25 protein-coding genes and 1 riboswitch are annotated in these 26,704 nt (G+C 38.2%); of the genes, 14 read left to right on the top strand and 11 right to left on the bottom strand.

Features of this window, described 5'->3' with window-relative positions; translation table 11 throughout:
• Window positions 1-37 precede the first annotated feature (37 nt).
• Both radA and ACN9MR_RS24765 read left to right on the top strand, forming a co-directional pair.
• Entirely contained in the window at window positions 38-1,414 is a 1,377-nt protein-coding gene (gene radA, locus ACN9MR_RS24770; RefSeq protein ID WP_426327143.1) for a DNA repair protein RadA, read from the top strand.
• Window positions 1,415-1,736: 322 nt separating this feature from the next.
• A complete protein-coding gene (locus tag ACN9MR_RS24765) occupies window positions 1,737-2,201 on the top strand; it encodes a DUF4920 domain-containing protein (RefSeq protein WP_426327142.1) in 465 nt (154 codons plus the stop codon).
• Window positions 2,202-2,377: 176 nt separating this feature from the next.
• On the opposite strand, the gene ACN9MR_RS24760 is transcribed toward ACN9MR_RS24765, so the two are convergent.
• Together ACN9MR_RS24760 and ACN9MR_RS24755 are read right to left on the bottom strand one after the other, a co-directional pair.
• Window positions 2,378-3,442: a branched-chain amino acid aminotransferase gene (locus ACN9MR_RS24760; RefSeq protein ID WP_057931568.1), complete on the bottom strand. Its 1,065-nt coding sequence runs from the start codon at window positions 3,440-3,442 to the stop codon at window positions 2,378-2,380.
• Window positions 3,443-3,587: 145 nt separating this feature from the next.
• Window positions 3,588-4,553 (bottom strand): tryptophan 2,3-dioxygenase family protein, encoded by a 966-nt coding sequence (locus ACN9MR_RS24755; RefSeq protein WP_426327141.1) that lies wholly within the window; start codon window positions 4,551-4,553, stop codon window positions 3,588-3,590.
• A 64-nt stretch (window positions 4,554-4,617) separates the two neighbouring features.
• Window positions 4,618-4,680: riboswitch (Fluoride riboswitch) on the top strand.
• A gap of 19 nt (window positions 4,681-4,699) precedes the next feature.
• Between ACN9MR_RS24755 and ACN9MR_RS24750 the strand changes: the two genes are divergently transcribed.
• Complete coding sequence (locus ACN9MR_RS24750) at window positions 4,700-5,989, top strand: voltage-gated chloride channel family protein (protein WP_426327140.1); 1,290 nt, start codon at window positions 4,700-4,702, stop codon at window positions 5,987-5,989.
• A 177-nt stretch (window positions 5,990-6,166) separates the two neighbouring features.
• On the opposite strand, the gene ACN9MR_RS24745 is transcribed toward ACN9MR_RS24750, so the two are convergent.
• Both ACN9MR_RS24745 and ACN9MR_RS24740 read right to left on the bottom strand, forming a co-directional pair.
• Window positions 6,167-7,468: an HAD-IB family phosphatase gene (locus ACN9MR_RS24745; protein WP_426327139.1), complete on the bottom strand. Its 1,302-nt coding sequence runs from the start codon at window positions 7,466-7,468 to the stop codon at window positions 6,167-6,169.
• Entirely contained in the window at window positions 7,468-8,430 is a 963-nt protein-coding gene (locus ACN9MR_RS24740) for an NAD-dependent epimerase/dehydratase family protein (RefSeq protein WP_426327138.1), read from the bottom strand. The genes ACN9MR_RS24745 and ACN9MR_RS24740 overlap by 1 nt, the downstream gene beginning before the upstream one ends.
• Window positions 8,431-8,501: 71 nt before the next feature.
• Between ACN9MR_RS24740 and ACN9MR_RS24735 the strand changes: the two genes are divergently transcribed.
• The 3 genes from ACN9MR_RS24735 to ACN9MR_RS24725 all read left to right on the top strand — a co-directional run bounded on the left by ACN9MR_RS24735 (window position 8,502) and on the right by ACN9MR_RS24725 (window position 12,324).
• Entirely contained in the window at window positions 8,502-9,683 is a 1,182-nt protein-coding gene (locus ACN9MR_RS24735) for a formimidoylglutamase (RefSeq protein WP_426327137.1), read from the top strand.
• A gap of 117 nt (window positions 9,684-9,800) precedes the next feature.
• A complete protein-coding gene (locus ACN9MR_RS24730; protein ID WP_426327136.1) occupies window positions 9,801-10,961 on the top strand; it encodes an ATP-binding protein in 1,161 nt (386 codons plus the stop codon).
• Between the two features lie 208 nt (window positions 10,962-11,169).
• Window positions 11,170-12,324, top strand: a complete 1,155-nt coding sequence (locus tag ACN9MR_RS24725; protein ID WP_426327135.1) for a redoxin domain-containing protein — start codon at window positions 11,170-11,172, stop codon at window positions 12,322-12,324.
• Window positions 12,325-12,388: 64 nt separating this feature from the next.
• Here the strand turns inward: ACN9MR_RS24725 and ACN9MR_RS24720 are convergent, their stop codons facing one another.
• The 6 genes from ACN9MR_RS24720 to dcd all read right to left on the bottom strand — a co-directional run bounded on the left by ACN9MR_RS24720 (window position 12,389) and on the right by dcd (window position 19,724).
• Window positions 12,389-12,895, bottom strand: coding sequence for an SMI1/KNR4 family protein (locus ACN9MR_RS24720; protein ID WP_426327134.1), 507 nt, complete (start codon window positions 12,893-12,895; stop codon window positions 12,389-12,391).
• 10 nt (window positions 12,896-12,905) lie between these two features.
• Window positions 12,906-14,177, bottom strand: coding sequence for a phosphoribosylamine--glycine ligase (purD, locus tag ACN9MR_RS24715; RefSeq protein WP_029274471.1), 1,272 nt, complete (start codon window positions 14,175-14,177; stop codon window positions 12,906-12,908).
• 65 nt (window positions 14,178-14,242) lie between these two features.
• Window positions 14,243-15,124 carry an SDR family oxidoreductase gene (locus ACN9MR_RS24710; protein ID WP_426327133.1) on the bottom strand — a complete coding sequence of 294 codons (882 nt, stop codon included), beginning with the start codon at window positions 15,122-15,124 and terminating at the stop codon, window positions 14,243-14,245.
• Between the two features lie 87 nt (window positions 15,125-15,211).
• Window positions 15,212-15,973, bottom strand: coding sequence for an enoyl-CoA hydratase/isomerase family protein (locus ACN9MR_RS24705; protein ID WP_426327132.1), 762 nt, complete (start codon window positions 15,971-15,973; stop codon window positions 15,212-15,214).
• 98 nt (window positions 15,974-16,071) lie between these two features.
• The gene (locus ACN9MR_RS24700; protein ID WP_426327131.1) at window positions 16,072-18,762 is read right to left on the bottom strand and encodes a TonB-dependent receptor plug domain-containing protein; all 2,691 of its coding nucleotides are present in this window, start codon (window positions 18,760-18,762) and stop codon (window positions 16,072-16,074) included.
• Between the two features lie 425 nt (window positions 18,763-19,187).
• A complete protein-coding gene (gene dcd / locus ACN9MR_RS24695) occupies window positions 19,188-19,724 on the bottom strand; it encodes a dCTP deaminase (RefSeq protein WP_108197254.1) in 537 nt (178 codons plus the stop codon).
• 71 nt (window positions 19,725-19,795) lie between these two features.
• On the opposite strand from dcd, the gene ACN9MR_RS24690 reads away from it, so the two are divergent.
• From ACN9MR_RS24690 to ACN9MR_RS24665, 6 genes are all read left to right on the top strand, one after another.
• Window positions 19,796-20,443, top strand: coding sequence for a 4'-phosphopantetheinyl transferase family protein (locus ACN9MR_RS24690; RefSeq protein WP_108197253.1), 648 nt, complete (start codon window positions 19,796-19,798; stop codon window positions 20,441-20,443).
• Window positions 20,444-20,454: 11 nt separating this feature from the next.
• The gene (gene lipB, locus ACN9MR_RS24685; protein WP_426327130.1) at window positions 20,455-21,183 is read left to right on the top strand and encodes a lipoyl(octanoyl) transferase LipB; all 729 of its coding nucleotides are present in this window, start codon (window positions 20,455-20,457) and stop codon (window positions 21,181-21,183) included.
• Complete coding sequence (locus tag ACN9MR_RS24680; RefSeq protein ID WP_426327129.1) at window positions 21,183-22,241, top strand: serine hydrolase; 1,059 nt, start codon at window positions 21,183-21,185, stop codon at window positions 22,239-22,241. The genes lipB and ACN9MR_RS24680 overlap by 1 nt, the downstream gene beginning before the upstream one ends.
• Window positions 22,242-22,268: 27 nt before the next feature.
• Window positions 22,269-22,994: an SGNH/GDSL hydrolase family protein gene (locus tag ACN9MR_RS24675; protein WP_426327128.1), complete on the top strand. Its 726-nt coding sequence runs from the start codon at window positions 22,269-22,271 to the stop codon at window positions 22,992-22,994.
• An 86-nt stretch (window positions 22,995-23,080) separates the two neighbouring features.
• Complete coding sequence (locus tag ACN9MR_RS24670; protein ID WP_426327127.1) at window positions 23,081-23,590, top strand: DUF5684 domain-containing protein; 510 nt, start codon at window positions 23,081-23,083, stop codon at window positions 23,588-23,590.
• A 7-nt stretch (window positions 23,591-23,597) separates the two neighbouring features.
• Window positions 23,598-23,924, top strand: coding sequence for a DUF2752 domain-containing protein (locus ACN9MR_RS24665; RefSeq protein ID WP_426327126.1), 327 nt, complete (start codon window positions 23,598-23,600; stop codon window positions 23,922-23,924).
• Here ACN9MR_RS24665 and ACN9MR_RS24660 read toward each other — a convergent pair.
• A complete protein-coding gene (locus ACN9MR_RS24660) occupies window positions 23,921-24,664 on the bottom strand; it encodes an RDD family protein (RefSeq protein WP_426327125.1) in 744 nt (247 codons plus the stop codon). The genes ACN9MR_RS24665 and ACN9MR_RS24660 overlap by 4 nt on opposite strands.
• Window positions 24,665-24,864: 200 nt before the next feature.
• Between ACN9MR_RS24660 and ACN9MR_RS24655 the strand changes: the two genes are divergently transcribed.
• Window positions 24,865-25,818, top strand: a complete 954-nt coding sequence (locus ACN9MR_RS24655) for a stage II sporulation protein M (protein WP_426327124.1) — start codon at window positions 24,865-24,867, stop codon at window positions 25,816-25,818.
• Between the two features lies 1 nt (window position 25,819).
• A complete protein-coding gene (locus tag ACN9MR_RS24650; RefSeq protein WP_426327123.1) occupies window positions 25,820-26,704 on the top strand; it encodes a hypothetical protein in 885 nt (294 codons plus the stop codon).

Below are 26,704 nucleotides of genomic sequence, written 5' to 3'. Positions count from 1 at the left end.
CTGAAAGGTTAAATTCGTAATCTAAAATTTTAATCAATTGGCAAAATCAAAAAGTGCATTTTTCTGTCAGAGCTGTGGCTACGAATCGGCAAAATGGTTGGGTAAATGTCCGTCATGTAACCAATGGAATACCTTCGTAGAAGAAATTGTAGAAAAAAGCTCCGCTTCTGTTCCAACCTGGAAAAGCGATACGGCTAGCCGTAAATTAAGCAAACCAAGTAAGGTTGATGAAATACAATCATCAACTGAACGTAGAATATTAACCGGCGATAAAGAATTAGATCGTGTATTGGGTGGTGGATTGGTAGAAGGATCGCTCGTGCTCATTGGTGGTGAACCTGGTATCGGCAAATCGACCTTGATGTTGCAACTGGCTTTAAATTTAAAGGGCAAAAAACTGCTCTATATCTCTGGCGAAGAAAGCGAACAGCAGATTAAAATGCGGGCGGAAAGGATTCAGGAAAGCCCATCATCTAACTGTTACATTTTAACAGAAACTTCTACACAGAATATATTTAAACAGATCGAAATCCTGGAACCTGAAATTTTAGTTGTAGATTCTATTCAGACTTTGCACTCTGCCCATATCGATTCAACTCCAGGCAGCGTATCGCAGGTAAGGGAATGTACTGCCGAATTATTGCGTTTTGCAAAAGAAACCGGCGTACCAGTTTTCCTTATCGGGCACATCACCAAAGATGGCGCCATTGCAGGCCCTAAAATACTCGAACACATGGTTGATACGGTTTTGCAGTTTGAGGGCGACAGGCATCACGTTTATCGTATCCTAAGATCCATCAAAAACCGATTTGGTGCAGCAGCAGAACTCGGGATCTACGAAATGCAAGGCAGTGGTTTAAGAGAAGTTTCCAATCCTTCAGAGATTTTGTTATCACAGCGCGACGAAGAACTGAGCGGAATCGCTATAGCTGCAACCTTAGAAGGCGCCAGGCCGATGTTGATCGAAACACAGGCCTTAGTGAGTTCAGCAGCATACGGAACCCCTCAACGTTCTGCAACAGGCTTCGATACCAAAAGGATGAATATGCTCTTAGCTGTTTTAGAAAAACGCTGTGGCTTTAGGTTAAGTACACAAGATGTCTTCTTAAATATTGCCGGCGGAATTAGAGTAGAAGACCCTGCAATTGACCTGGCTGTATTAATTGCCATTATATCATCGCATCAGGATATTTCAGTTTCTTCAAAAAACTGTTTCGCCGCAGAAGTAGGTCTATCAGGAGAAATTAGGGCAGTAAACAGAATTGAGCAACGTATTGCCGAAGCAGATAAATTGGGTTTCGAAACGATTTACATCTCTAAATACAATTTGAAAGGAATTGCCATAGACAAATACAACCTCGAGATTAAAGCAGTAAGTAAAATAGAAGAAGTGTTCAGTCTTGTTTTTGGTTAGATAAAGATGGGGAAACCGCTCAACAAATTTCCACAGAAAGAAGATAATATTCTACATTTCTACAACATCATTAAATATTAATAAACCAGTAAAAAAAACAACAACTATCTGGATATAAACACATTAACTACAACCAAGACAAAAATTAAACTTTTGGATTCTAGTTTGCCTATAACAATTTAATGTACATCATAAAATGTGATTTGCAATTATAGGGATGATTTTCCCCGTTAATGGATGTTAACGGGGATTTTTTGTTTTCATTATTTAGAAAAATTTTAAATAACTTTGATCAGATCATTAACCGGATAATTATAAAATCATGAAAAAAATCATTCTAGGCTTAAGCTTTTGCCTGTTTACGGCATTTTCATTTGCTCAAACCACATATACTGGTCAAAAATTTGGAGAAGAAATTAAACCAGGCGATGTAAAACCAGCTGCAAAAATGGAAGCTGCTATGGGGGATAAAAAAATTGTTGATATGAAAATCGAAGGCAAGGTGGTAGATGTATGTAAGAAAAAGGGCTGCTGGATGACTTTAGAGATGCCTAACGGCGATCCAATGCGGGTAACTTTTAAAGATTATGCGTTCTTTATGCCAATGGATATTGTTGGCAAAAAAGTAGTTTTGGATGGATTAGCAAAGAAACAAACCATTTCGGTAGAAACTTTACGCCACTATGCAGAAGACGCTAAAAAATCTCCCGAAGAAGTAGCTAAAATTACCGACCCTAAAAAAGAATTGGCTTTCGAAGCTAAAGGTGTAGTGATTTTGGATAAATAATCCCAGAATCAAACATGGTCGTATTGGTCACCCTGATCCGATAGCTATCAGATTTATTTCAGGGTCTTAATAGCGGCAAAGAAAGATGCTGAATAAATTCAGCATGACGATATTATAAAATAATAAACCCCGATACATATGCTGTATCGGGGTTTATTATTTTATGGATGGTGATCTTAGATTACCCAGTTCCAACCAAATTCATCAGGTGCTAAACCGTAACGGATATCGTTTAATTTTTTAGCAATGCCATTAGAAATATGTCTTGTAGATGGGTCAGTCAATTTATAGATCTGCCCATTATAGCCCATTTCGCCTACATGCGTTACCGTAGCTGCAGTTCCCGCAGCAAAAGCCTCTGTTAAGCTTCCGTTTTCGATTCCTTCAATTACTTCTTTAACAGAAACCCTGCGTTCTTCAACTTCTACTCCGGCATCTTTAGCCAGTTTAATAATAGTATCTCGCGTTACACCATCCAAAACCGTACTACGTACTGATGGCGTAACCAATTTGCCATTAATAACAAAAAGTAAGTTAGCAGTTCCGGCTTCTTCAATAAATTCATGCGTTACCGAATCAGTCCAGATCAATTGATCGTAACCTTCTTTTTTAGCTTGCTCGAAAGGATATAATGAACGTGCGTAATTTCCAGCAGTTTTGGCAAAACCCACACCACCTTCATCTGCACGTGTAAATTCAGTTTCGATTTTAACTTTCAACGCACTACTGTAATAAGGACCAGTTGGTGTAGTTAACAAAGCAAATTTATAGGTATCAGATGCCTTAACACCCAAATAAGGATCCATTGCAAACATTACCGGACGAATGTATAAAGCATAATCTTCCTGATTAGGCACCCATTTCTCATCAACATTGATCAATGCAGCCAAACCTTGCATAAAAATTTCTTCAGGAATACCCGGCATCGACATTCTTGCCGCCGATTTGTTAAAGCGTTCGAAGTTTTTATCTGCACGGAAAACACTAATTTTACCATCTGGCTGGCGGTAAGCTTTTAACCCTTCGAAAATTGCCTGCCCATAATGTAGTGCGGAAATTGCCGGGCTCATCGGAATTGGGCCATAAGGAAGAATCTGTAAATTTTTCCATTCGCCATCTTCATAGTCGGCAGTAAACATGTGATCGGTAAAAACTTTACCGAACGGTAATTGCGAAAAATCAGTAACAGCTAAACGTGTTTGGTCTGCTTTGGTGATTTTTATATCTAATGTCTCGGTCATTGTATTTGAATTTTGAATGGGTGAAGGATCGAATGGTTGAGTATTTTACGCACTCATTCTCTAATTCAATAACTCACTCATTCTGTCATTAATTATTTCGCGCAAATTAAGAAAAAACAGGCTTTTTTAATAGCTTTTTGCAATATTAATCTTTGTTTTTGAGTGTTTTAAGTACACTAAGCACCCATCCTTTACCCCACTCTTCCATTTGCTCATTGGTCCATAAGAACGGATAAAAGATTCTCTTCTGAAAGCGCGGAGGCAGATACTTTTGCCAGTTGGTTCCGCCTGTTGCAGCAATATCAACCGGATCTTTCTCCAAATAACGTACAGCCGATTTGTAGTGCGATAAAGGCCATTCTACATTTACATATAAATCTAACTTACGCAACTCCTCTGCAAGGGCAGAAACATCGGCTCCATTCGTTTGCAATTGATGGTATAAAGCTGAAAAGTTGGTTAAAGTGCGATCTTTGGCCAGTTGCAGAAACTGAGCCGCATACTTTTTAATAAATTGCTTTAAAGTTAAAGTCTGTTTACCCGAAGCCAGTTCTGTTGCACCGAATTTCCAGTAAATATTTTCGAATTGTTCTTCTATTGTTGCGGTACTTAGTTCTTCTCGTTTGCTTTTATCCACCAATCGGATAAAATCTGTAGCACAGATCTCGATCATCCGGTACTGGCCCGATTGGAATCCACTGGCAGGTAATAACGACATGCGGAATTTTAGAAACTGCTCTTTCTCCATACCATCCACCATCACCTCGAAAGAAGTAGTTAAGGCATTGAAATAAGCGTTGATCCGTTTTACACGCGCAGTAAAAAATTCGACGGTTAAATTTTCATGCTCAGCAATCTGCCTGCATTCGTGCAGTGCCAGCTTAAAATAAAGTTCCGTGATTTGATGGTACATGATGAAAATCTCTTCATCAGGAATTGGTGTTTTAGGATTCTGTAAGCTCAGCAAAGTATCCAAATGAATGTAGTCCCAATAGGTTAAGAAATCGGCATATAAAAGCCCATCGAGGTACGATGCCATATCTTGCCCCATTGCTGTATACTTTTCCTGCAGTTGATGTAGTTTGTCTTTTATTTCGGGTGTGAAATCCATGATTTAAAGTTAGCTGCACAAAGGTGATAAAGATTTTGCAACAAATAACTAAATTTTATACATTTGAGACAATGGCGATGGAGTACCGCCAAAACCGCCCAAACAGGCTGATGACTCCTACGATTTTTATTTAAAATTGAATTCAAATGCCTGTTAAAAAACTAACAGAAGGATTTCTTCTGTCTATTAAACATTTTATTAAACTCGACTTCGGATTACTCTTCATTAGTACTTTAAAGTGGCTATTGATTTCTGCAGTATTAGGTGGGATAATTGGCTCTGCCTCTGCCCTGTTTTTAGAAACTTTAAACTGGGCAACCGATTACCGTGAACAACACCTATGGATTATCGGATTTTTACCCATCGCGGGTATAATTATTGGCCTGGCTTACCATTATTGGGGTGCAGCCGTTGTAAAGGGCAACAACCTCTTGATCGAGGAATTACAATCACCCAAAAATGTGATTCCGCTAATCATGGCGCCACTCATTTTTGCAGGCACTATTATTACTCATTTATTTGGTGGATCGGCTGGAAGAGAGGGTACGGCTGTTCAAATTGGAGGAGCCTTCGCCGACCAGTTTACCAAGCTGTTTAAACTTAAAGCCAGAGACAGAAAAGTGATCCTTATCTGCGGGATTAGTGCTGGATTTGCCTCTGTTTTCGGCACGCCATTAGCAGGCGCAGTATTCGGATTGGAAGTTTTCGTTATTGGAAGTTTAACTTATGGTTCCATTCTTCCTTCATTTATTACAGCAATTATTGCCGACTATGCCTGCAAGGTTTGGGGTGTTGGGCATACCCATTATTCCATTTCCCTGGTACCGGAAATGAATTCGATCAATTTATTGTTATCATTAGGTGCAGGAATATTATTTGGACTTGTGGCAAGATCTTTCTCGGCCTTAAACCATGGTTTATCAAACCTTTTCAGTAAAATCAAATACCCACCATTAAGGCCATTTATTGGTGGACTAGTTTTAATTGGCCTTATTTACTTAATCGGAAATACACGATATATCGGCTTGGGTATTCCGGTTATTTCAGAATCATTTGTTCAACAAGAAGCGTATTATACATTTGCGATCAAATTATTTTTAACTGCATTTACCTTGAGTGCAGGGTTTAAGGGCGGCGAGGTTACCCCACTTTTCTTTATTGGGGCCACTTTGGGCAGCTTTTTGAGTTTCTTTATTCCCTTACCTCTTGGACTGTTAGCAGGAATGGGCTTTGTGGCTGTTTTTGCAGGGGCAGCGAACACCCCTTTGGCTTGTATTTTTATGGGCGTAGAGTTATTTGGTGTATCATCGGGAATTTACATCGCATTAGCCTGTATTACTGCTTACTTATTTTCAGGCCATACGGGGATTTACCGGTCACAAACGATAGGCGCACCTAAGCATTTGTTGTTGAAGAGGCATCAGTTTTTGAGGTAGTTGTTAGGATAATAATCTTTTGAAGTACTTTATACACGCCCGTTTGGAAACGAGCCCGAGCCGTGGAAAGATCGTCATCTCGACTGAAGCACAGTCCCGAACTTTCGGAAGAGAGATCTTTTAATAAAGATTTCTCGACTGCGCTGCACTCCGCTCGAAATGACGATACTATTATTATTAATACAATACCCTAAACTTTATCGTTTGCTCGATCTTTTTAAGTGATTTAAACAATTGTTTATCATATTGTGCATTGATATCGGTAATGGCATAGCCAATCTCAGGATTGGTCATTAAAAACTGGCTCACGATGTTGATGTCGTGTTTGGCAAAAACGGTATTGATTTTCGCCATAATACCTGGAACGTTTTTGTGTATGTGAATTAAGCGGTGCGATTTCTCAATTTTTGGCAATTGTAAGTTAGGGAAATTGCTGCTCAGATAAGTTGCTCCTGTATTCATAAAATCGGCAACCCGTTTCGGGATAAAATCGATATTACGTGGATTATTTTTAGGGTCATCGAAAACAACAATACCTTGTTTGGTACATAAATCGAGGTCTATTTTATTTTTTGCATTACCTAAATAACCAATAGTTTTTAGCTTAGCTGCGTTTTTTAATTGTTCCGCATTTATTTTTTCACCATTACCTAAAAGGATAATCCCCACATCCTTCACATATTTTTCTTCAAAAGAAGTTTTATGTCTGATCGATAAACCATCATTTTTAAGGATAGAAATCGTTAAGGGATCAACTTCACCAATTACCAGGCAAAGGATTCTGTTTTTAGGATAAGAAATTGCACGCGGCAGATCATTTACGTACAAAAACTCGTCGAAGCTTGGTGTTACATGGTCAGCTTTCGAAACAATGCTTTCACGGGCTATATTCTCTGTAAATGCAAAAAACTTATTAATGATACCGCTTTCGCGCAGCTGGAAATCAGAATATCCATCGCCGATGCCAAATAGTTCTCCTTCGAGCTTTAAATGCTGAAGTAATTTTACTTTACCACCTTCTTCACTTAAAGGATTGGCATGATCGTAATCTATAATTTTACCATCACCCGTGGTTACAAAGGTATTGGCATAAATATTTTCCTTTTTAATGTGGTACTGGCTCACTACAGGGGTAATAAACTCTTTAAATCCACCAGATACAATTAGAACTTCATCGGCATGTTTCTTAAAAAACTCAGCATTACGCGAAAAGGAAGTAGATACTTTCTTTTTCAAATGTTTGATAAGTTGTTTTAAATGATCTTCGTTAGCCTCAAGAAGCTTAACACGTTGGGCTAAACTTTCGGAGAAGGAGAGTTTTCCTTCCATTGCCAAATTGGTATAATCTTCAATTTTTTGGAAAATTGCCTCTTTATCTGGGTGGTTCTTTAGCGAAATTCGGGCAAGTTCATCAAGTGCTTCTACCTGTGTAAAGGTACTATCAAAATCGATGATGTAATAGGCTTTTTGTTTGGGCATTATCTTAAATGTTGGGTAATTTCTTTTATGCTATTGGCAACTGGCTTAAAGGCGATGCCTGTTGCCGTTCTTATTTTATTGTTATTGTAATAACTTAAGGTTAAACTGCTCTTTGCTGCGTCTTTAGTGATAGAAGGCTGTTTACCAGTGAATATGGATGCAAATTTTAGCGCCCGCCAGGCTATTCCGAGCATCCATGGTTTTGCTTCTCTTTTTGGCGCTTTAACACCAAAACCCTGTGCAATTTCGCTGAACAGATCTTTATAATGATAATCATCGGCAGAAATGATATAACGTTCTCCTGAAACTTCCGCATCCATTAACAGGATCATCGCTTTGGCTACATCTTCAACATCAACAAAACCCGAAGCACCGTTGGTGTAAAAGGGGAAACCACCTTTTACCAATTTAAAAATTGCCCCACTTCCTTCAAAGCCCGCATTTTTACCGATAATTACCGATGGGTTGACAATAATAGCGTCTAAACCTTCAGTAATGCCCCGCCAAACTTCCATCTCACCCTCATATTTTGATAAACCATAGGCGTGTGCTCTGGCATCATATTCCCAAAAGTCTTTCTCAGTAATTTTATTGCCCTTTTTAGCATTTCCTAACGCAGCTACTGAGCTTACATGCAATAAACGGCAATTATTTTCGGCGCAAAGATTTACAATGTTCGAGGTTCCTTCTATGTTTACGTGAAAAAGTTGCTTTTTATCTTTGGGGTTAAAGGATACAAATGCCGCACAATGATAAACTTTGGTAATCCCGATAAAGGCATCTTCCAATGCAGAAGGTTCGTTAATATCGGCCTCAAACCATTCGATAAGTGGGATATTTCGAATTAGCAAAGGGATTTTAGATTTCTCCCGCCTCAAGGCCCGAACAGCTAAACCCCTATCGGTTAACTGCTTAATTAATTCAGATCCTAAAAATCCAGTTCCTCCGGTTACCAGTATCATTTTATTTTTTTCGAGCTATATGTGGAAATACGCATTCAAAAATAGATATTTGAGCCGAGAGTTTTAAATATATGTCATTAACGGATTTCTTTTCCCCTATAAACCCCGATAGTTTTACCCCCAAGCAAGGATTTTTTACAAGTCAGCTAGGGTTAAAAGCGCAGATTTACACCGAATCATTCCCCGATTTTGAGGAGCATACCTACGATTTGGCGATTTTTGGGGTACTTGATGGAAGAGGTGCCGTTAATAATGAAGGCTCTGCCCTGGCACCGGATTATTTTAGAGAGAAATTTTATAAACTCAACGAAGGTGCTTTTAATAGCCGGATTGTCGATTTAGGGAATATTAAACACGGCGCAACCATTGCCGATACTTATATTGCCATCAAAATGGTGGTTTCGGAACTGATTAAAAAAGACATTATTCCAATCATTATCGGTGGCGGACAAGATTTAACCTATGGCCAATACCTGGGTTACGAAGATTTAGAGCAAAAAGTAGATCTGGTGGTTATTGATAACCAATTTGACATTGGCGATGACGACCATGAAGGAATTGCTACCCGATCGGACTGTTACCTGAACAAAATTTTCCTGCATCAGCCCAATTACCTTTTCAATTTTAGCAATGTGGGGTATCAAACTTATTTTGTAAACCAGGAGAGCTTGAGCGTAATGGATAAATTGTATTTTGATGTACACCGTTTGGGCGAGTTTGCTCAGGATATTACCTTAACAGAGCCCATAATCCGCAATGCAAACATGATTAGTTTTGATATGGGCGCTATCCGTTCTGCAGATGCTGCAGCAAATGCGAATACCACGCCAAATGGTTTTGATGGCGAGGAAGCCTGTCGCATTGCCCGTTATGCTGGTATGAATGATAAGTTAACCTCAATTGGTTTTTACGAGTTTAATCCGGCCTATGACAATAACGGACAAACAGCTTTCTTACTTGCTCAGATGGTATGGTATTTTGTAGATGGATTTTATGCCCGCAAAAAGGATTTCCCACTTACACCGAAATCGCAGTTCATGATCTATAGAACCAGTTTAAAAGATGGCTCGGGAGAGATGATGTTTGTGAAAAGCAAAAAATCAGACCGCTGGTGGATGCAGGTTCCTTACCCATCGGGTCAATCTAAAAATGAACGCTACCATCTGGTGCCTTGCAGGTACGACGATTACCAAACAGCTGTTAATGGCGAAATGCCCGATTTATGGTGGAGAACCTACCAAAAACTGAACTAAAAACTCGTGTAATTTCAAATCAGAAGTTGTGTAATTTCAAAGTTGTATCCGTGTAATTTCAAAGTTGTGTTGCATACCCTTATATTTTTTTGGTATATTCGAGCCAAATAAATAACTATGCAAGAACTAGTTAAAAGAAATATCACAAAACATATCGAAGATCAAAAAAGTAAGTTTCCAATTATCGCGGTTACAGGCCCCAGGCAATCAGGAAAAACTACCTTACTAAAAACCATATTTTCGGATTACAGATACATTTCACTGGAAAACCCTGATGTCAGGGCATTTGCGACTGAAGATCCAAATGGCTTTTTAAACGAATATGATAATAAGGTAATTTTTGATGAGGTACAAAGGGCTCCACTGCTTTTTTCTTATCTGCAAAACATTGTTGATGAATCAAAGATTATGGGCCAGTTTATTCTATCCGGCTCACAGAATTTTCATTTAATGCAGGGTATCACACAGAGTCTTGCAGGAAGAGTAGCACTATTTAAACTTTTACCTTTCGATTTATCTGAGCTTAAAGCTAATGATCTACTTGAAGATTCATTTGCTGAAGCTTGCGTTAAGGGCTTTTATCCTGCCATTTACGACCGTGATATAGAACCTAATGTCTATTTTTCCAATTATATACAAACCTATGTGGAAAAAGATGTTACCGAACTTCTAAATATTAAAGATTTAAAGACATTCAGAACTTTTATTGGAATATGCGCTAACCAGGCAGGGCAATTACTTAACCTGAGCGCGCTGGCAAATGCCTGCAATGTATCACAGCCAACAGCAAAAAACTGGCTTTCAGTTTTAGAAAGCAGTTATATTATATATCTTTTGCAGCCATATTACGAAAATTTCAATAAACGTTTGGTAAAAACGCCGAAACTTTACTTTTACGACACAGGCCTCTTGTGCCATCTTTTAAAAATTAAAAATGGCAAGGCTTTAACAGGGAATAGACTGAAAGGAAATATCTTCGAGAACATGGTAATTGCAGAATTCCAAAAGCAAAACTACCATAACTATTTAAATAATGAATATTACTTTTGGCAAGATAGCCATGCCAATGAGGTGGATTTACTTAAACAAACGGATGAGGGTTTCGCAGTATTTGAAATCAAAGCTACTCAAACCATTACTTCCGATTTATTCAAAAATCTGGATAAATTTGAGTTGAATGCCAGCCCTCAAAAAGTGGAAAAAACATTAATTTATGGAGGCTTGGAGAACCAAAAACGCAGCCAGCATAAAATATTAAGCTGGAAATCTATAGTATAACAGACTAAAATTGTATAATAATCATGAAAGTAATATTCTGATACATAATCTATCATAATTTTACACAGGTATTTACGTTTTAGCGGTACAGATTTCTATATTTGGATGGAATTAAACTAACCTCATGAAACCATCATGATTTTCAAAATCACAAAGTAAAATCAATAAATCATGATAGCTTTATCACCAATGAAAACAATTTTATAAGATGAAAAAAATATTATTATCTGCAATGGCACTATTGCCTCTTGCAGCTTTGGCACAAAAGCCATTTACAGTTAGTGGCGACATAAAAGGATTGAAAACCGGAGACAAGGTTTATCTGATCTATCAAGGTGACGACAAAAATGTCACCGATTCTGCAACAGTAACAAATGGTGCCTTTACATTTAAAGGAACATTGTTAAATCCTGCACAGGGAAGTCTTTTCTTAAACAAAAACCCTTATGTAAACCGCCCGGCACAGGGTGAAAAATTAGATGCTTTATCGCTATATGTAGAGCCAGGAAATATAAAACTGGCTGCGGCAGATTCTTTAAAGAAAGCAACAATTACTGGCTCTCCAGTTAATGATGATGCAAAGAAATTAAAAGCATTAACTAAACCTGTAGCAGATAAACTTGCTGCAATTAATGCAGAATATGCAGCCTATACACCCGAGCAAAAACAAGATAAAGCTGTTATGGGCGCTTTAGGTGCCCGTTATGAAAAAGAAGCCGCTGGAATGGCTCCATTATTATTACAATATGCAAACGGCAATCCAAAATCATTTATCAGCTTAAGCGCAATTAGCCAATTGGCTGCAGATCCTGATCAGGCAACAGCAGCAGAAAAAGCTTTTGTTGCATTATCGCCAGAATTGAAGGCAACTACGACAGGTAAAAAAATTGCTCAAATATTCGATGCTGGAAGAAAGACCGCTGTAGGTGCTATGGCTATGGACTTTACTCAAGTTGATACTGCGGGTAAACCTGTTAAATTATCCGATTTTAAAGGTAAATATGTACTGGTAGATTTTTGGGCTTCATGGTGTGGCCCATGCCGTCAGGAAAACCCAAATGTGGTAACAGCTTACAACAAATTTAAAGATAAGGGCTTTACTGTTTTAGGCGTTTCTTTAGATGGAGGAAATACCAGAACAACTAAAGCGGCCTGGCAAAAAGCGATTGAGGCCGACAAGTTAACCTGGACACATGTATCAGACTTAAAAGGCTGGAGCAATGAAGTGGCTCAAATGTATGGCATCCAATCGATCCCGGCTAATTTCTTAATTGATCCAACAGGCAAAATTATTGCAAAAGGTTTAAGAGAACAAGCTTTACAAGATAAACTTCAAGAATTATTAGGAAGCAAATCGAAATAAAAAAGCATTCAAACAAAGAAAGCCCCAATCGATTTGGGGCTTTCTTTGTTTATACGAAAACGTATTATGCAGATTTTAAGAAATCCAATACGTTAATGAAATAATTTTCGAGTCCTTCGTAAGGATCTTCTCCTGGAATCCATGATGCAAACTTCCAGTATTCCCATTCTCCATTTTCAATTATAGGCGGAACTAAAAGAAAGTATTGCTCCTCTCCTAAGCCAGCAATAATAATGCTTCTGGCCAGCTTAATGGCTACTTCTAACAACTCATCATTTTCTGTCCAAATTTCGATCAGCTGTGGATCAACATCCTTTAGAAATGCGATATCGCTTGCTTTTGAAAACGATGGATCAACGTGTTCATTTGGAGTAGTAAATCCATTGGTAATCAACAGAAATTCTTTATAATCCGTTGGAAGCGTTACCCCCAGCCTTGTTTCAGCTTCTTGTATTTCGGCTGAGGTAGCAGGTTGATTACCTAGCCATTTTGTTTCAATCTGCTCGGTTGTAAAACTAAACTCTCCTTGTTTAATTGCGGTTTCGGAAATCTTTTTGAGTACTTTTTTCAACCTATATCTTTTAAATTAAGTCAAAACCGATGTCTTCCCTGAAATATTTTCCGTCGAAATAAATTCTGCCGGCATCAGCAGTTGCTGATTGTAAGGCCGTAAACAAATCTTTTTGCAAACTGGTAATTGCAATTACCCTTCCACCATTTGTTTTCACCACATCATTTTCTAACAATGTCCCAGCATGGAATGCATTAGAATGACGCAGGTTTTCAATTCCGGTAATGGCTTTACCCTTTAGGTAATCACCTGGGTAACCACCTGCCACAATCATTACAGTAGCAGCTGTTTGCTCAGAAATAACCAAACTCACCTGGTTTAATTGTTTGTTGGCGGTAGCTAAAAACAGTTCTACCAAGTCGTTTTCAACTCTAGGGATTACACTCTCTGTTTCAGGATCGCCCATACGCGCATTGTATTCGATTACAAATGGTTCTTCTCCTACTTTTATCAGTCCGAAGAATATGAAACCTGTATAATCGATATTATCTTTCTTTAAACCCTCAACCGTTGGCTTAATAATCCGCTCTTCTACTTTAGCCAAAAATTCTGGTGTGGCAAAAGGAACCGGCGAAACTGAACCCATACCACCAGTATTTAAACCTGTATCGCCCTGGCCAATCCGTTTATAATCTTTAGCAGAAGGCAACGTGATATAATTTTCGCCATCGGTTAAAATAAATACTGAAAGTTCTATCCCGCTTAAAAATTCTTCAATTACTACAGTGGCTCCGGCAGCACCAAATTTACCACCAAGCATCAGTTTTAATTCTTCCTGAGCTTCGATGGTTTCGGTACAGATTAATACACCTTTACCCGCTGCCAAACCATCGGCCTTTAAAACAACCGGCAAAGCATGGTTCTGAAGATAAGCCAAGCCATCTTCTAAAGTTTCGGGTGTGAAAGATTTTGAGGCCGCAGTAGGAATACCATGACGCTCCATAAATTGTTTAGAGAAATCTTTACTTCCTTCTAAAATAGCTCCTTCTTTTTTAGGTCCGATAACCGGAATGTGTGCGATGGCTTTGTCGGCAAGGAAAAAATCGTGAATACCGTTTACCAAAGGTTCTTCAGGACCTACTACAACGAGTTCGATGTTTTCGGTAAGCACTACTTTTTTAATGGCATCAAAATCATTTACATTGATATTGATGTTTGTACCATAAGCCCCTGTACCACCGTTACCTGGAGCAATAATTAGTTTATCGCAGTGCGAAGACTGGCTCATTTTCCAAGCGAATGCGCTTTCTCTGCCGCCTGAACCTAAAAGTAAGATATTCATATCGGCAAAGATAATATTTTAGTAACAAGTAGCGAGTATCAAGTAATAAGACTTGTCATCAAATACTAGCTTCCCTTAGCGCTTCTTGTCATTTGTTCGAGCATATCCCACATTTCGTTCGGGATTGCTTCCAGACCATTCATCTGGCCCGCACCCTGCAACCATTCACCACCATCAATGGTAATTACTTCGCCATTAATGTATCCTGAAAAATCGCTCACCAGAAATGCAGCTAAATTGGCGAGTTCCTGATGATCACCAACTCTTTTCAAAGGTACACGGTTTTTGAAATCGAATTTTTTGGCTAAATCGCCAGGTAGTAAACGCTCCCATGCGCCTTTAGTTGGGAATGGGCCAGGCGCAATCGCATTGGTACGAATACCATATTTACCCCATTCAACAGCTAAAGATCTTGTTAGCGCTAAAACGCCACCTTTTGCACAAGCTGAGGGAACAACATAGGCTGAGCCTGTAAAAGCGTAAGTGGTAATTATATTTAAAACTGTTGCTGCTTGTTTCTCCTTAATCCAATGTTTACCAAAGGTAAGCGTGCAGTTAACCGTCCCTTTTAAAACGATATCGATAATAGATGAAAATGCATTGGCCGATAACCGCTCTGTTGGAGAGATGAAATTACCTGCAGCATTGTTCAATAGTACATCAACCGAGCCAAATCTTTCTAAAGTTTTGGCCAATACGTTTTCTACCTGTGCTACTTCTCTAACATCACAGGCAACTGCCAATACTTTGCCACCTGTTTTTTCTTCCATTTCATCGGCAGTTTTTTGCAGTACATCCTGTTTTCTGCTCGTAATTACCAGGTTGGCTCCCAACTTCAAGAAATACACGCCCATCGCTTTCCCCAATCCTGTTCCACCGCCTGTAATTACAATGGTTTTTCCTTTTAAAGCGTCTTCTCTGAGCATTGGTGCATTATAACTGAACATAGTATATTGGTTAACTGGTTAATTATTGTAATTGGTTAACTATAGCGTTGGTTAATCCTTAACTGAAAACCAACAACTGCAAACTGATTACTTTCTCTGCAGGTTAGCTAAAATTGTTTTTAAAATATGGCGTGTTGTTGGTGACCACCACTGTGCTAGCATTTTTTCTAAAGTAGCCGATTGATCTGCAGTTACGGCAGCAATTAATTCCTCACGGATATTTAATTTGCTTTGCGACCAAGTATTGCTTTCGAGCTCCATGTATTTCTTAATCTTACGCTCGGCAGCTGTTAACAAACTTTCATTTTTCACCAGTTCATCAACCAAACCGACTTTTAAAGCTTCTTCGGGACTGTAAAGTTTACCTGAAAGCAAACTACGGCTTGCTTCGGCCTTACCTAGCCAAAATGCATACAATTGAAAAATGCTATTTGGCACAATAATACCTACCGGCACCTCATTAAGTCCAATAATGTATTGTCCTTCTGCCATTACCCGGTAATCGCAGGCTAATGCCATTACGCACCCACCGGCCGGGCTATGGCCACTAATTGCGGCTACCATCGGTTTTTTAAATGAAACCATATTGGCGGTAAACCCCAAAAACAACTGCCAGAAAGATTTAGCTTCTTCTTCGTTATAGTTATAAAGTTCTACCAAATCCAATCCGGCAGAAAAGAAAGGTGCTGTACCAGTTAAAATTACACCGCCAATGTTGTCATCGGCGGTAATATTTTTAAGCATATCGTCTAGCTCGGTAATCAACTCACGGTTTAAGGCATTCGATTTACCTCTATCTAATGTAATGGTTGCCAGGCGATCTTTAACACTTACTTTTATTGTATTCATATTTTAAATAGTATCAAGATTTAAGAATCTAGTATCAAGACAAATATACCGCAGCATAAACTATGCATGCATACTAATTCAAATTTATCTATTTTTCTCTATTTAACATCATAAGTGTAAACTTTTCTTGCCAAATGCCCTATAGCGTCTATTCCTTCTATTACTACACGGTAGGTTCCTGGCTCGTCTGCATTATAAAATTCGAATTGTGCTTTTCCATCCTTATCGGTAACAACCTGTGGATTCCAATAAATAGTTGTTCTTAAATCGGGCCTGCTACTTGAACTTGCGGCATCGTATTTTGGTGAATAAAACTCTCTTGAAATCGTAAATCCTTTTGGATTAAAGGTTACAATTCCCGGCGCATAACGAGCAGTACTTCTTCCCCCATCACCACGTTTAGTAGTGATAATAATTACACCCCCTCCGCCTCGCGAACCATAAATAGCTGTATTTCCTATACTTTTTAAAAGCTCGATAGATTCTACGTCGCTTGGAACAACATTATCCAGAAAATCAGCTTCCATCTGCATACCATCAACAATAATTTGTATAGGCGTATCCTGACTACGCATGAGGTAAGGTATATTGCCCCTAAATATTACTCCTGGTAACCGCCCTTGCAAACATTGCGAAAGGGTAACACAGGTAGAGAGCTGATCGGCTGTCATCACGAAATCGGCTCTTCCTGCACCATTCAGGTTTGATGAGTTCTTCGCTGGGTTTTTCTTTTCGGTAATGGTTACTTCTTCGAGTTTAATGGTCCGCTCTAGCAGGCCTAAACGGGTCATCTCATTAAAATAGTTATCGCTTTCTTTAATATACTTCATCAAAGTATTATTCACATTGATATCGATATCGGCTCCATTTTTATTCTTGGTTACAATCTGCCCTGGAACGATATCAAGATTAATATCTACAAACTTCCTTTCTGTTTTAGTTCTAGCCTGAACAACAAATTTTGTACTATCGCCAAAACTTAAATTATCGAAAACAAATTTTCCTTCGGCATTGGTTACCGTATCCAAAATATACACCGTTCCTTTTGTAGCCATTAGCATTACCTTGCCACCAGGCACAGGTTTATTGCCCTTCATTACCGTTCCGCTAATGGTAATAGACTGCTCGGGTTTATAGGTAATATTCGGACCAACATTATTGATGATGTTTTTCCAAAGAAATCTTCTCCAGCCCTGGGTAAGCATTAGGTTATCGAGTTCCTTTTGTGTTTGAAGATCATCCTTTAAAAAATAATGGTTGGGTTTCTCTACATAGCCGCTCAAATCAGAGGTAAGCAATAACGAGGTGAGGATGTTCGACTCATTATTTTCATCAGGTGTTACTTTTGCTGCGTTGGTTACAGCAACCGAAAAACTACCTAAAACGGGTTTATTATCATTAGTAGCACCGAAAGTAAAGGCTGCTTTTCCTCTTTTTGAACTAGAAACTCCTGATGCATTAATCGATACGTCAATTAATTCGGCCTTGTTATTAATAAAAACTAACCGCTCTGCCAAAGGTTGATTACTGCTTGAAAATAAAGTAAACTGTACAATACCAGTTGGCAGGTTCTTTTTCGGAATATTGGCTACTAGTACCTGTTTATCCATTTTAGCTTTCGAGCCATAATATACATTGCCACCATGCTGTGCCACAACTTTTAGTTCATCGCCATTCACAAGATCGGCACTGGCCATGATTTTAACCACCACTTTACCTGTATCTAAAGCATTTACAGAAAGTGCATAACCACTTTTAACGGCCACAGGTAATTTCAACGTTTTTTCCGATCCATCCTTAAATTTAACCTTTGCCGAATATGACTTACCAGCCTGATTGTTAAACACAAAGTTACCCATACCTAGATAATTGGTGGCAAAACTGGTTACTTCATTTCCCCCTTCATCTACTATACTTCCCTCTACATCTTCACCGCGACCATCGGCATTAACAGCTTTAATGGCAACTTTTTGCGGCAATTCTTCAACAAGCGTTCCCCCCTCCGGCATAAACTGTACATCGACATTGTTAGACGTGGAAGTGATCGGGATAGATTTGATTACTTTTTGTTTATTATCCAGCGTAATGGCAGCAATAATCTTTCCTGACTTATTTTGGAAAGATTGATTGTTTGTGAAGCTGATTACAGCATCGCCGGTTAAACTTGTTTTAACTTTACCTTTTGTAACGGTACGGTAATCTAACTGAACCTCGTAACTTACTTCATTTTCACTATAGGCGACACCATTTTTATCTTCAAAATGAACTGTTGCCGTTACTTTATCCGCATTGTTCTCTTTGGTAAAACTGTAAGAAGTTTTTGTAAAAACTTTGTTAGCCCAGCTATTTCCGATCTTAATTGTCTTATCGTAAAAAAACTCGGTGCCAAAATTCCGCATGTAATTGGTATAGGCCCTGATTCTGTAATTGCCCTCGCCGAGCGAATCTGTTAATTTAAAATCGCCCCATGTAATCCCTCCCATAATGGGTAGCTTAACCAGTTTTTTTAGCGAATCTTTTTCATTTATCAGCTCCACATACAGGATCTTACTAATGCCCGAAGGGGCCGAAGTCTTGGTATTTACAACATAGGCTTTGAACCAAATATCATCGCCAATGGCATAATAAGGCTTATCTAAGTGAAGGTGAACTTTTTCTTGTGGATATTTACTGGTGTAATCTTCGAGTTTTTGTAAGAGCTGACTAAATGGATCATCATCCATTTTAAATGCGGCAAAAACAATAAGTAGAGATAGAAAACTGATTGCGAGAGTAATTTTGAGTTTCATGTGGTTGGTTAACAAATAAATATGTGTCAAGGTACAAAACCTAAGGCATATTTTCATGAAGATACCATGAAATTTAGTTTGACTTCTAAGTTTTTAGTTGATACTTATAGAAACATATTAATTCATCAATACAGACCGCCAAAGTACTGCCCGCTCATTTCCATAAAAGAATATACTTCCATGCTAAGTGATTTGGAAATGAGGGGTTCGGAGCGTTTGGCAGCCACAGTCCCGCTTTCCGCTTTATCCCGATGAAAAATCGGGATGTTCACTTTAATCGGGTTTAGGAACAATGTTTAGTGCCAAGAGAACAAAACCGCCGATCATAACCCGTAAGCAGCCACAGCGTACTGACTTCCATTTCAAAAAAGAAAAAGATGTCAGCTTTCAATTGGCTGTTGGCTAATAACCAATTAAGCAACTAGTTAAAACTTATTCTTCCACATCATGCTTTCTACCGGCCTGGTGGTTTTGTTGTTGTACTTGGCATTACCTTTTGAATTGTACATCGTTTCGATCTTACCTTCAACCACAAAATAAATCAATTGACCAATAGGCATTCCGGCATAAATTTTTACAGGTTGTGCTACTGATATTTCTAATGTCCATGTATTACAAAAACCAACATCACCTTTACCTGCTGTTGCATGGATATCGATACCTAAACGGCCGGTACTGCTTTTACCCTCTAAAAAGGGCACATGCCCATGCGTTTCGGTATATTCTACCGTAACACCAAGATATAGTGTGCCTGGATAAAGAACATAACCATCTTTAGGAATTTCGAAATGTTCGATTTCATTGTGCGCCTTCGCATCAAGCACACGGCTTTTATAAGTAGCCAGGTATTTTCCCAAATGCACATCATACGAGTTGGTTCCTAAACATTCGCGTTTAAAAGGCTCAATGATGATTGTTCCCTTCTCAATTTCTTCTAATATCCTGCTATCAGATAATATCATTTTTATACGTATTTTTGGCCTAAATTATCATTTATTTAAGATAATTTTGCATGTAATCTCCAATTTAATCAATGCCAATAATTTACAATAAAAATATTGATCAGCATTCTGTTTTAGCAATTTGGAAAATTGAGGAAACGGAGGAAGAATTGTTGGCCGGATTGCAGCTTAAGCAGCATGAACATGATATTATTTCGTCGTTAAACAGTGGCAAGCGGCTGCTACACTGGTTAAGCACCAGATTGCTATTAAGAACGATGCTTAATACAACCGAGTATATCGACTGTCAGTTTGATGAACATGGCAAACCCTATCTGGTTAACTTCGACTATCATATTTCGTTAAGCCATTCTTATGATTATGCTGCCGTAATGATTAGCAAAGATCATGCTGTAGGTGTAGATATCGAACTGATTAAGCACAAAATAAAAAGCATTAAACACAAATTTTTAAGCGATGTAGAGCTTGCCCAGAAACAGATTGGCGATAATACGGATGGTTTGTATGTTGCGTGGTGTGCTAAAGAGGCCATTTACAAGTGGCATGGCAAAAAAGGTTTAGAGTTTAAACAGCATATCCATATAAAACCTTTTAAGCTAAAAAACGAAGGCTCACTAAATGCGCTGGTAGAACTGCCAACAGGAACAAGGGAGCTGACTGTTAATTACTTTAAAACCAAAGACAGTTACATGTTGGGCTATGTAGCCAGCAATTCTTAAAATAAATAGAGATGAACGAGACAGCGGAAAAAGCAATTGCAACAGATTTAAAGCCAACTATTTTTACAGACTGGGGCTTAACAGACTATCAGGAAGCCTGGGATAAACAGGAAGATTTGCTAAATAAAACGGTGGCCATTAAAACAGAAAACCGCGTAAACAATAGCAATAAGCCTACCCCAAACCATCTTGTATTTTGCGAGCACCCCCACGTTTACACCTTAGGTAAAAGCGGGCATCCCGAAAATTTATTGTTGGACGAGCAGGGATTAAAAGATAAGAAAGCAACCTATTATAAAATAAACCGAGGCGGCGATATTACCTATCATGGCCCTGGGCAGATAGTGGGCTACCCTATTCTTGACCTTGATAATTTCTTTACTGATATCCATCTATATTTACGCACGCTAGAAGAAGCCGTTATCCTCACCCTAAAAGATTATGGGATAGAAGCGGGCCGTTATCCTGGTTTTACAGGGGTTTGGTTAGATGCCGATAACGAAAAGGCCCGTAAAATATGCGCCATGGGCGTTCGTTGCAGCCGTTGGGTTACCATGCATGGTTTTGCCTTTAATGTAAATGTAGATCTGGATTACTTTAAAAATATTGTGCCATGCGGCATTGATGATAAGGCCGTAACTTCTTTAGCCAAAGAGCTGGGGTATCATCCTGATATGGAAGAGGTAAAAGGAAAATTAAAGAATCATATTGCCCAACTCTTTAAAATGAAGCTCGTTTAATGATCAGGCTTATCTTTATTTTAGCGCTAATTACCACTCGTATTTCTGCACAAAACCTGGATGGGATAATTAAATTTATAAAGGATAATCCTAAAAAAGCTTCGATTGTACTTATTGAGAATAGCAAGGAAGTACTCAATTTTAACGGCAATCAATCGATGCCATTGGCCAGTGCTGCCAAAACCATTATTGCCATCGAATTTTCCAATCAGGTTGTCGCCAAAAAAATTGACGCAAACCAAAGTATAGCAATAAGCGACCTAAGCAAATACTATATTCCTTTTACCGATGGCGGTGCACATTCAGCATGGCTTAAATCCTTACAAAAGAAAAAGACTGACAGTGTTTCTTTACTACAGATTGCTCAAGGCATGATTAGATTTAGCTCAAATGCCAATACTGAATATCTTGAAGATTTATTAGGCTTGGCAAACATTAACCGGAACATCAGAACACTAAAACTTCAGCAGCATAGTCCCTACTATTACTTCACTGCGGGAGCATTAACGACTTGCCTCAAACCTGATAACCTCGCTGAAAGTATATGGGCAAAACAATTGGAAGCAATGCCAATGAATGAATATATAAAACGATGCGAAACCAATCATATCAAATTAAAAACAGATTCTACATTTATCAAAACTTTCAGCACCATAAACTTGCCATTCGCAATACAAAAAATATGGTCTGATCGATTAGTCGCTTCAAATGCTACAGACTACGCAAGCATAATGCAGAAAATTAACAGTAGAAATTACTTTAAGCCTGAAATCCAAAAAATCATAGATCAGATTATGGAATGGCCTATGGAGTATCCAGGCAACCAAGCAGCTTTTAAACATTTAGGGCAAAAAGGTGGATCAACGGCTTTTATTTTAACAGACGCTTTTTATGCCACCGAAAAAAGCGGAACCAGTTTAGCCTGTGCGTTTTTCTTTAACAACCTTACTGAAAAAGAAAAGCTGATGATTCAAGGCAATTTCGCAAATTTTGAGGCAGGCATTATCACTGATGCCGCTTTTAGACAAAAACTCATTGCTGCCCTAAAACAAAACTAAACGGAACGCTAATTCGTAGATTAAGCTATGAAGATTTTATTAAGCGCCATTTTATTTTCTTTCTTAACTTCGGGCTGTACAAAACAAGCGCCCATGATTAACGAGCCAGCAATCAATCAAGCTACAAATCCATCAAACGGAAAAGGTAATTTCACTTATTTAGCCCTTGGCGATTCTTATACGATTGGTGAAGCCGTTAAACAAACAGAATCTTTTCCTTATCAGCTTCAAAGTTTATTAAAAACTCAAGGCATTAACGTAACAGATCCAAAAATTATTGCAGTTACCGGTTGGACTACAGATGAGCTGCTGGCCGCGATAAAAAAGGAGAATTTAACGGCAACATATAGTTTTGTTACGCTTTTGATTGGTGTAAATAACCAATACCGCGGTTATCCGATAAATACCTACAAAAAAGAGTTCTCAGAATTGTTACAAACGGCAATTACCCGCGCAGGTGGTAACAAAAGTAAAGTTTTTGTGGTTTCTATACCAGATTGGGGTGCGACTCCTTTTGGCAAAAACTCAGGAAGAGCCTCTCAAACTATTGCGAGTGAAATTGATAGTTTTAACACCGTAAACCAGGAAATAACGCTTGCAGCCGGAGTGAGCTACACAAATATTACCCCTGCATCGAGAAATGCAGCGACTGATCTATCTTTAGTAGCAAGCGATGGATTGCACCCGAGTGGTAAAATGTACGCCGAATGGGCAACCGCTTTATTAACAAAAGTTAGTACGGTGTTGAAATAATTAACCGTTTATTTATGCTGTTTTTAAATTAAAAAATATATTTTAGTTCAACTATTTAAATTAATCACCTTTAAAAACAGTAAATTATGAATGAGTATGAATCAAGCGGGGTAGCCGCAGGTATTGGTCTGGTAGGCGGAATTATTTACCTGGCGATAATTGTTTTGTTAATTGTCGGCATGTGGAAAGTATTCGAAAAAGCCGGCAAACCTGGTTGGGCCGCAATTATTCCTATCTACAATTTGATCATTTTATTAGAAATTGTTGGCAAGCCAATGATCTGGATTTTATGGCTAATCATCCCTTGTGTAAACATTGTATTTGCAATTTGGCTTTATAATTTAGTAAGTAAAAGTTTTGGCAAATCAGAAGGTTTTACTGTAGGTCTGGTTATCTTTCCATACATTTTTTGGCCGATCTTAGGTTTTGGAGATGCTAAATATTTAGGTCCATCGGCAGCAGAAGCACAAAATGGCGGTTTTGGAAACAATCCTTTCAACAATCCAAATAACCCGTTTAACAGCCCAAACAATCCTTTTAACAAACCATCTGGAAATCAAGATACTCCAAACGACACCCCTCCACCGGTAGTTTAATTCACGGATGTTTACCATATTTATATTTTGCAGCTTAATCAACCTGGTTGATTGGCTGCAAAATCATTTAATCACCTGTCCGTTTAAAGCTTTAACAGGCATAGATTGTCCAGGTTGTGGTTTTCAAAGATCTTTTATCGCCCTTATTCAAGGTGATTTATCGAAAAGCTGGTCGCTTTATCCACCAACCATCCCCTTGTTGTTTTTATTTGTCTCGGCTGGTCTATTGTATAAGTTCCAGGTCAAACAACGTTCCTTTATTTTTAGAGTAATGGTTATCGTAATCGGTAATTTTGTGATGATCACTTATTTACACAAAATGTTTTTTAGCTAAACACTTATATTAGCGGTAAGGTGATTATAATCTTTTAATACTGTCTCTAAAAACTGTAACTCGTTCATCCCACTCGGAACAGTTACAAAAATGTGCTCCTTGGTTTTGGCTGCCATGGCATAAATCAGATCGGCATTCCCAGTCTGGTAATAACCTGTTAGCACTTCATGAATAAGTTCTATATCCCTATCATTCAAGTGCAGAACTTCCTTAAACTGCGGTTCATATTCTTCAGGTAAATTAAAACTGAAGGCCACATTAGAAAATTCAGTTCTTGGTTTAGTTTTAATCAGCGTTGTTTTAGCCAGTATATCGCCCAATCGCTGGTGATTTTTTGTTACCGCTACTGTAACCAATGCAACAACGCCCCAGCCAAAGGGGAAGCCGAAATCGATCATCCGAAACAACCACCTAAAAATATACTGCCCAATAGTTGGCTGCGTGCCATCAATGCTAATTACTTTTATCTTTAACACCTTCTTTCCCAAAGTTTGGCCATCCATGGTAATTTCGAAAACCAGATCGTAGAAAGCAAAAATTGCCAAGAAAATAAAAAAAACAACCATTGCAGCACTTCCTGACATCGCCATTTGTGCTGCTCCCATTACCACCAAAGTAATTACAGCGAGAATTAGAAATCCAGCCAGATCGATACACCTTGCAGCTATACGCTCTCCAAGGCCAGCAATTTCATAATCAATATCAATATTTTGAGCAGTGCTAATTCTGATACTATCCATATTCAAACATAATTTTTTTTAAAGACAATAGCGCTAGGCCGGTCCTTTATTTTTTTAAACTAAAGTTTTCTTATATTTTCATCTTTAGATTGTTCAGCTATGTATATTTGTTCTGCTTGGTTAATTGATTTGAAAATAATGTTGGTTTCATTTCCATAAAAAATTAGCTATTTTAAGCCGAGATTTGATAAAGCCTTTAAATGAGAGAAGCATTATTTGTTAAACAGAATTCGAAGAAGTGGCAACATTATGATTCCATGCAACAGGCAAATCCTGATGAAGTGGCCAATCAGTTTATCGAAATTACTAACGATTTGGCTTATTCAAAAACGTTTTATCCAAATTCGAAAACAACAGCTTATCTCAATGGCTTAGCCTCTAAATTACATCAATCTGTTTACAAAAACAAAAAGGAAAAATCGAACCGGTTTATCCTTTTCTGGAAAACAGAACTCCCCTTAATATTCCTGCAGCACAGAAAACAGGTATTTTACGCATTGGCATTTTTCTTGGCTTCCTGTGCCATTGGTGCTTTATCGGCCAAATACGACGACACTTTTGTACGATTGATTATGGGCGATGGTTATGTAAACATGACAAATGAAAACATTGCCAAAGGTGATCCGTTTGGGGTTTATAAACAAAGTAATGAGTTTATGATGTTTATGCAAATTGGGGTTAATAATATTTATGTTGCACTATATACCTTTGTTTTGGGTATTATATTTTCATTTGGGTCTGTCGTTTCGCTATTTAGAAATGGAGTAATGCTGGGCTCCTTCCAGTATTTCTTTTTTAGCAAAGGATTAGGCTTTCAATCGGTTCTGGTTATCTGGATTCACGGAACATTAGAAATATCGGCAATTGTTTTGGCAGGTGCAGCAGGTTTGATTTTGGGCAACAGCCTTTTATTCCCTAAAACCTATACCCGAATGGCATCTGTATTAAAAGGTGCAAAGGACGGATTAAAGATTGTGATCGGCCTGATACCAATTTTTATAGTTGCAGCTTTTTTTGAAAGTTTTGTTACACGACATACTGAAATGCCTATGTGGTTAAGTATGTTTATATTATTATTTTCTGCAGCTTTCATTATTTGGTATGTATTTATATACCCCATAAAAATCTACAATAAACAAGCAACACTAAATTAACATGCTAGGGAAAATTGAATTTAAGAAAAGAAGAGATTTCGGACAGGTGATCAACGACACCTTTACCTTCATGCGTCAAAATTTTAAGCCCCTTATTAAAATATATTTCACGTTTTGCGGCTTATTTGTACTGGCCAGTATGTTAACCATGTTATTGCAACAATACAAAATGGTTAATATCATCAATACCATCGGTAATGGAAGAAATACCAAAGGTTTAGGTTTTTCTGCTTTATATGGATTAGAGTATTTCTTATCTATTTTATTCTCTTTAGCAACATATGCCAGTATGAGTGTCGCCATGCTTTCTTATATCGCCATATACGTGCAGAAAGGGAACCGAACGCCAACTACCGATGAGGTATGGGGATACTTTAAATATTATTTTTTCAGGATTTTTGGCAGTTCTATCCTATTAATTATCCTGTTATGTATTGCCTTTATGTTTTGCCTTGTACCTGGCTTCTGGCTATTCCCCTATGTTGCTATGATGTTCCCGATAATGGTAATCGAAAATGGTTCATTAGGTTATTCATTTAATAGAAGCTTCAAAATTATTAAAGATAATTTCTGGATTACTTTTGGTACGCTGATCGTAGTATGGATTATTGTTTATGCCTGTATGAGCATGATTGTTTTACCTACAAGTTTATTTAATATGATTGGTATGTTTACGCATAAAACCCCGCACATGTCTCTAACACTTACCATGATTACAACTGTTTTGCAGTCGTTATGCCAGGTATTTACCATTATCCCCATCATTACCATTTCATTGGCCTATTTCAGTTTGGTTGAACAAAAAGAAAGCACTGGTTTAATGGAAAGGATTTCTAATTTTGGCAATACCGAAAAACCTATAGATACCAGACCAGAAGAATATTAA

The sequence above is a fragment of the Pedobacter sp. R-06 genome (genome assembly GCF_049913135.1).
In the GTDB taxonomy this organism is placed as follows: Bacteria; Bacteroidota; Bacteroidia; order Sphingobacteriales; family Sphingobacteriaceae; genus Pedobacter.
This window is presented reverse-complemented; position numbering and strand designations above follow the sequence as displayed.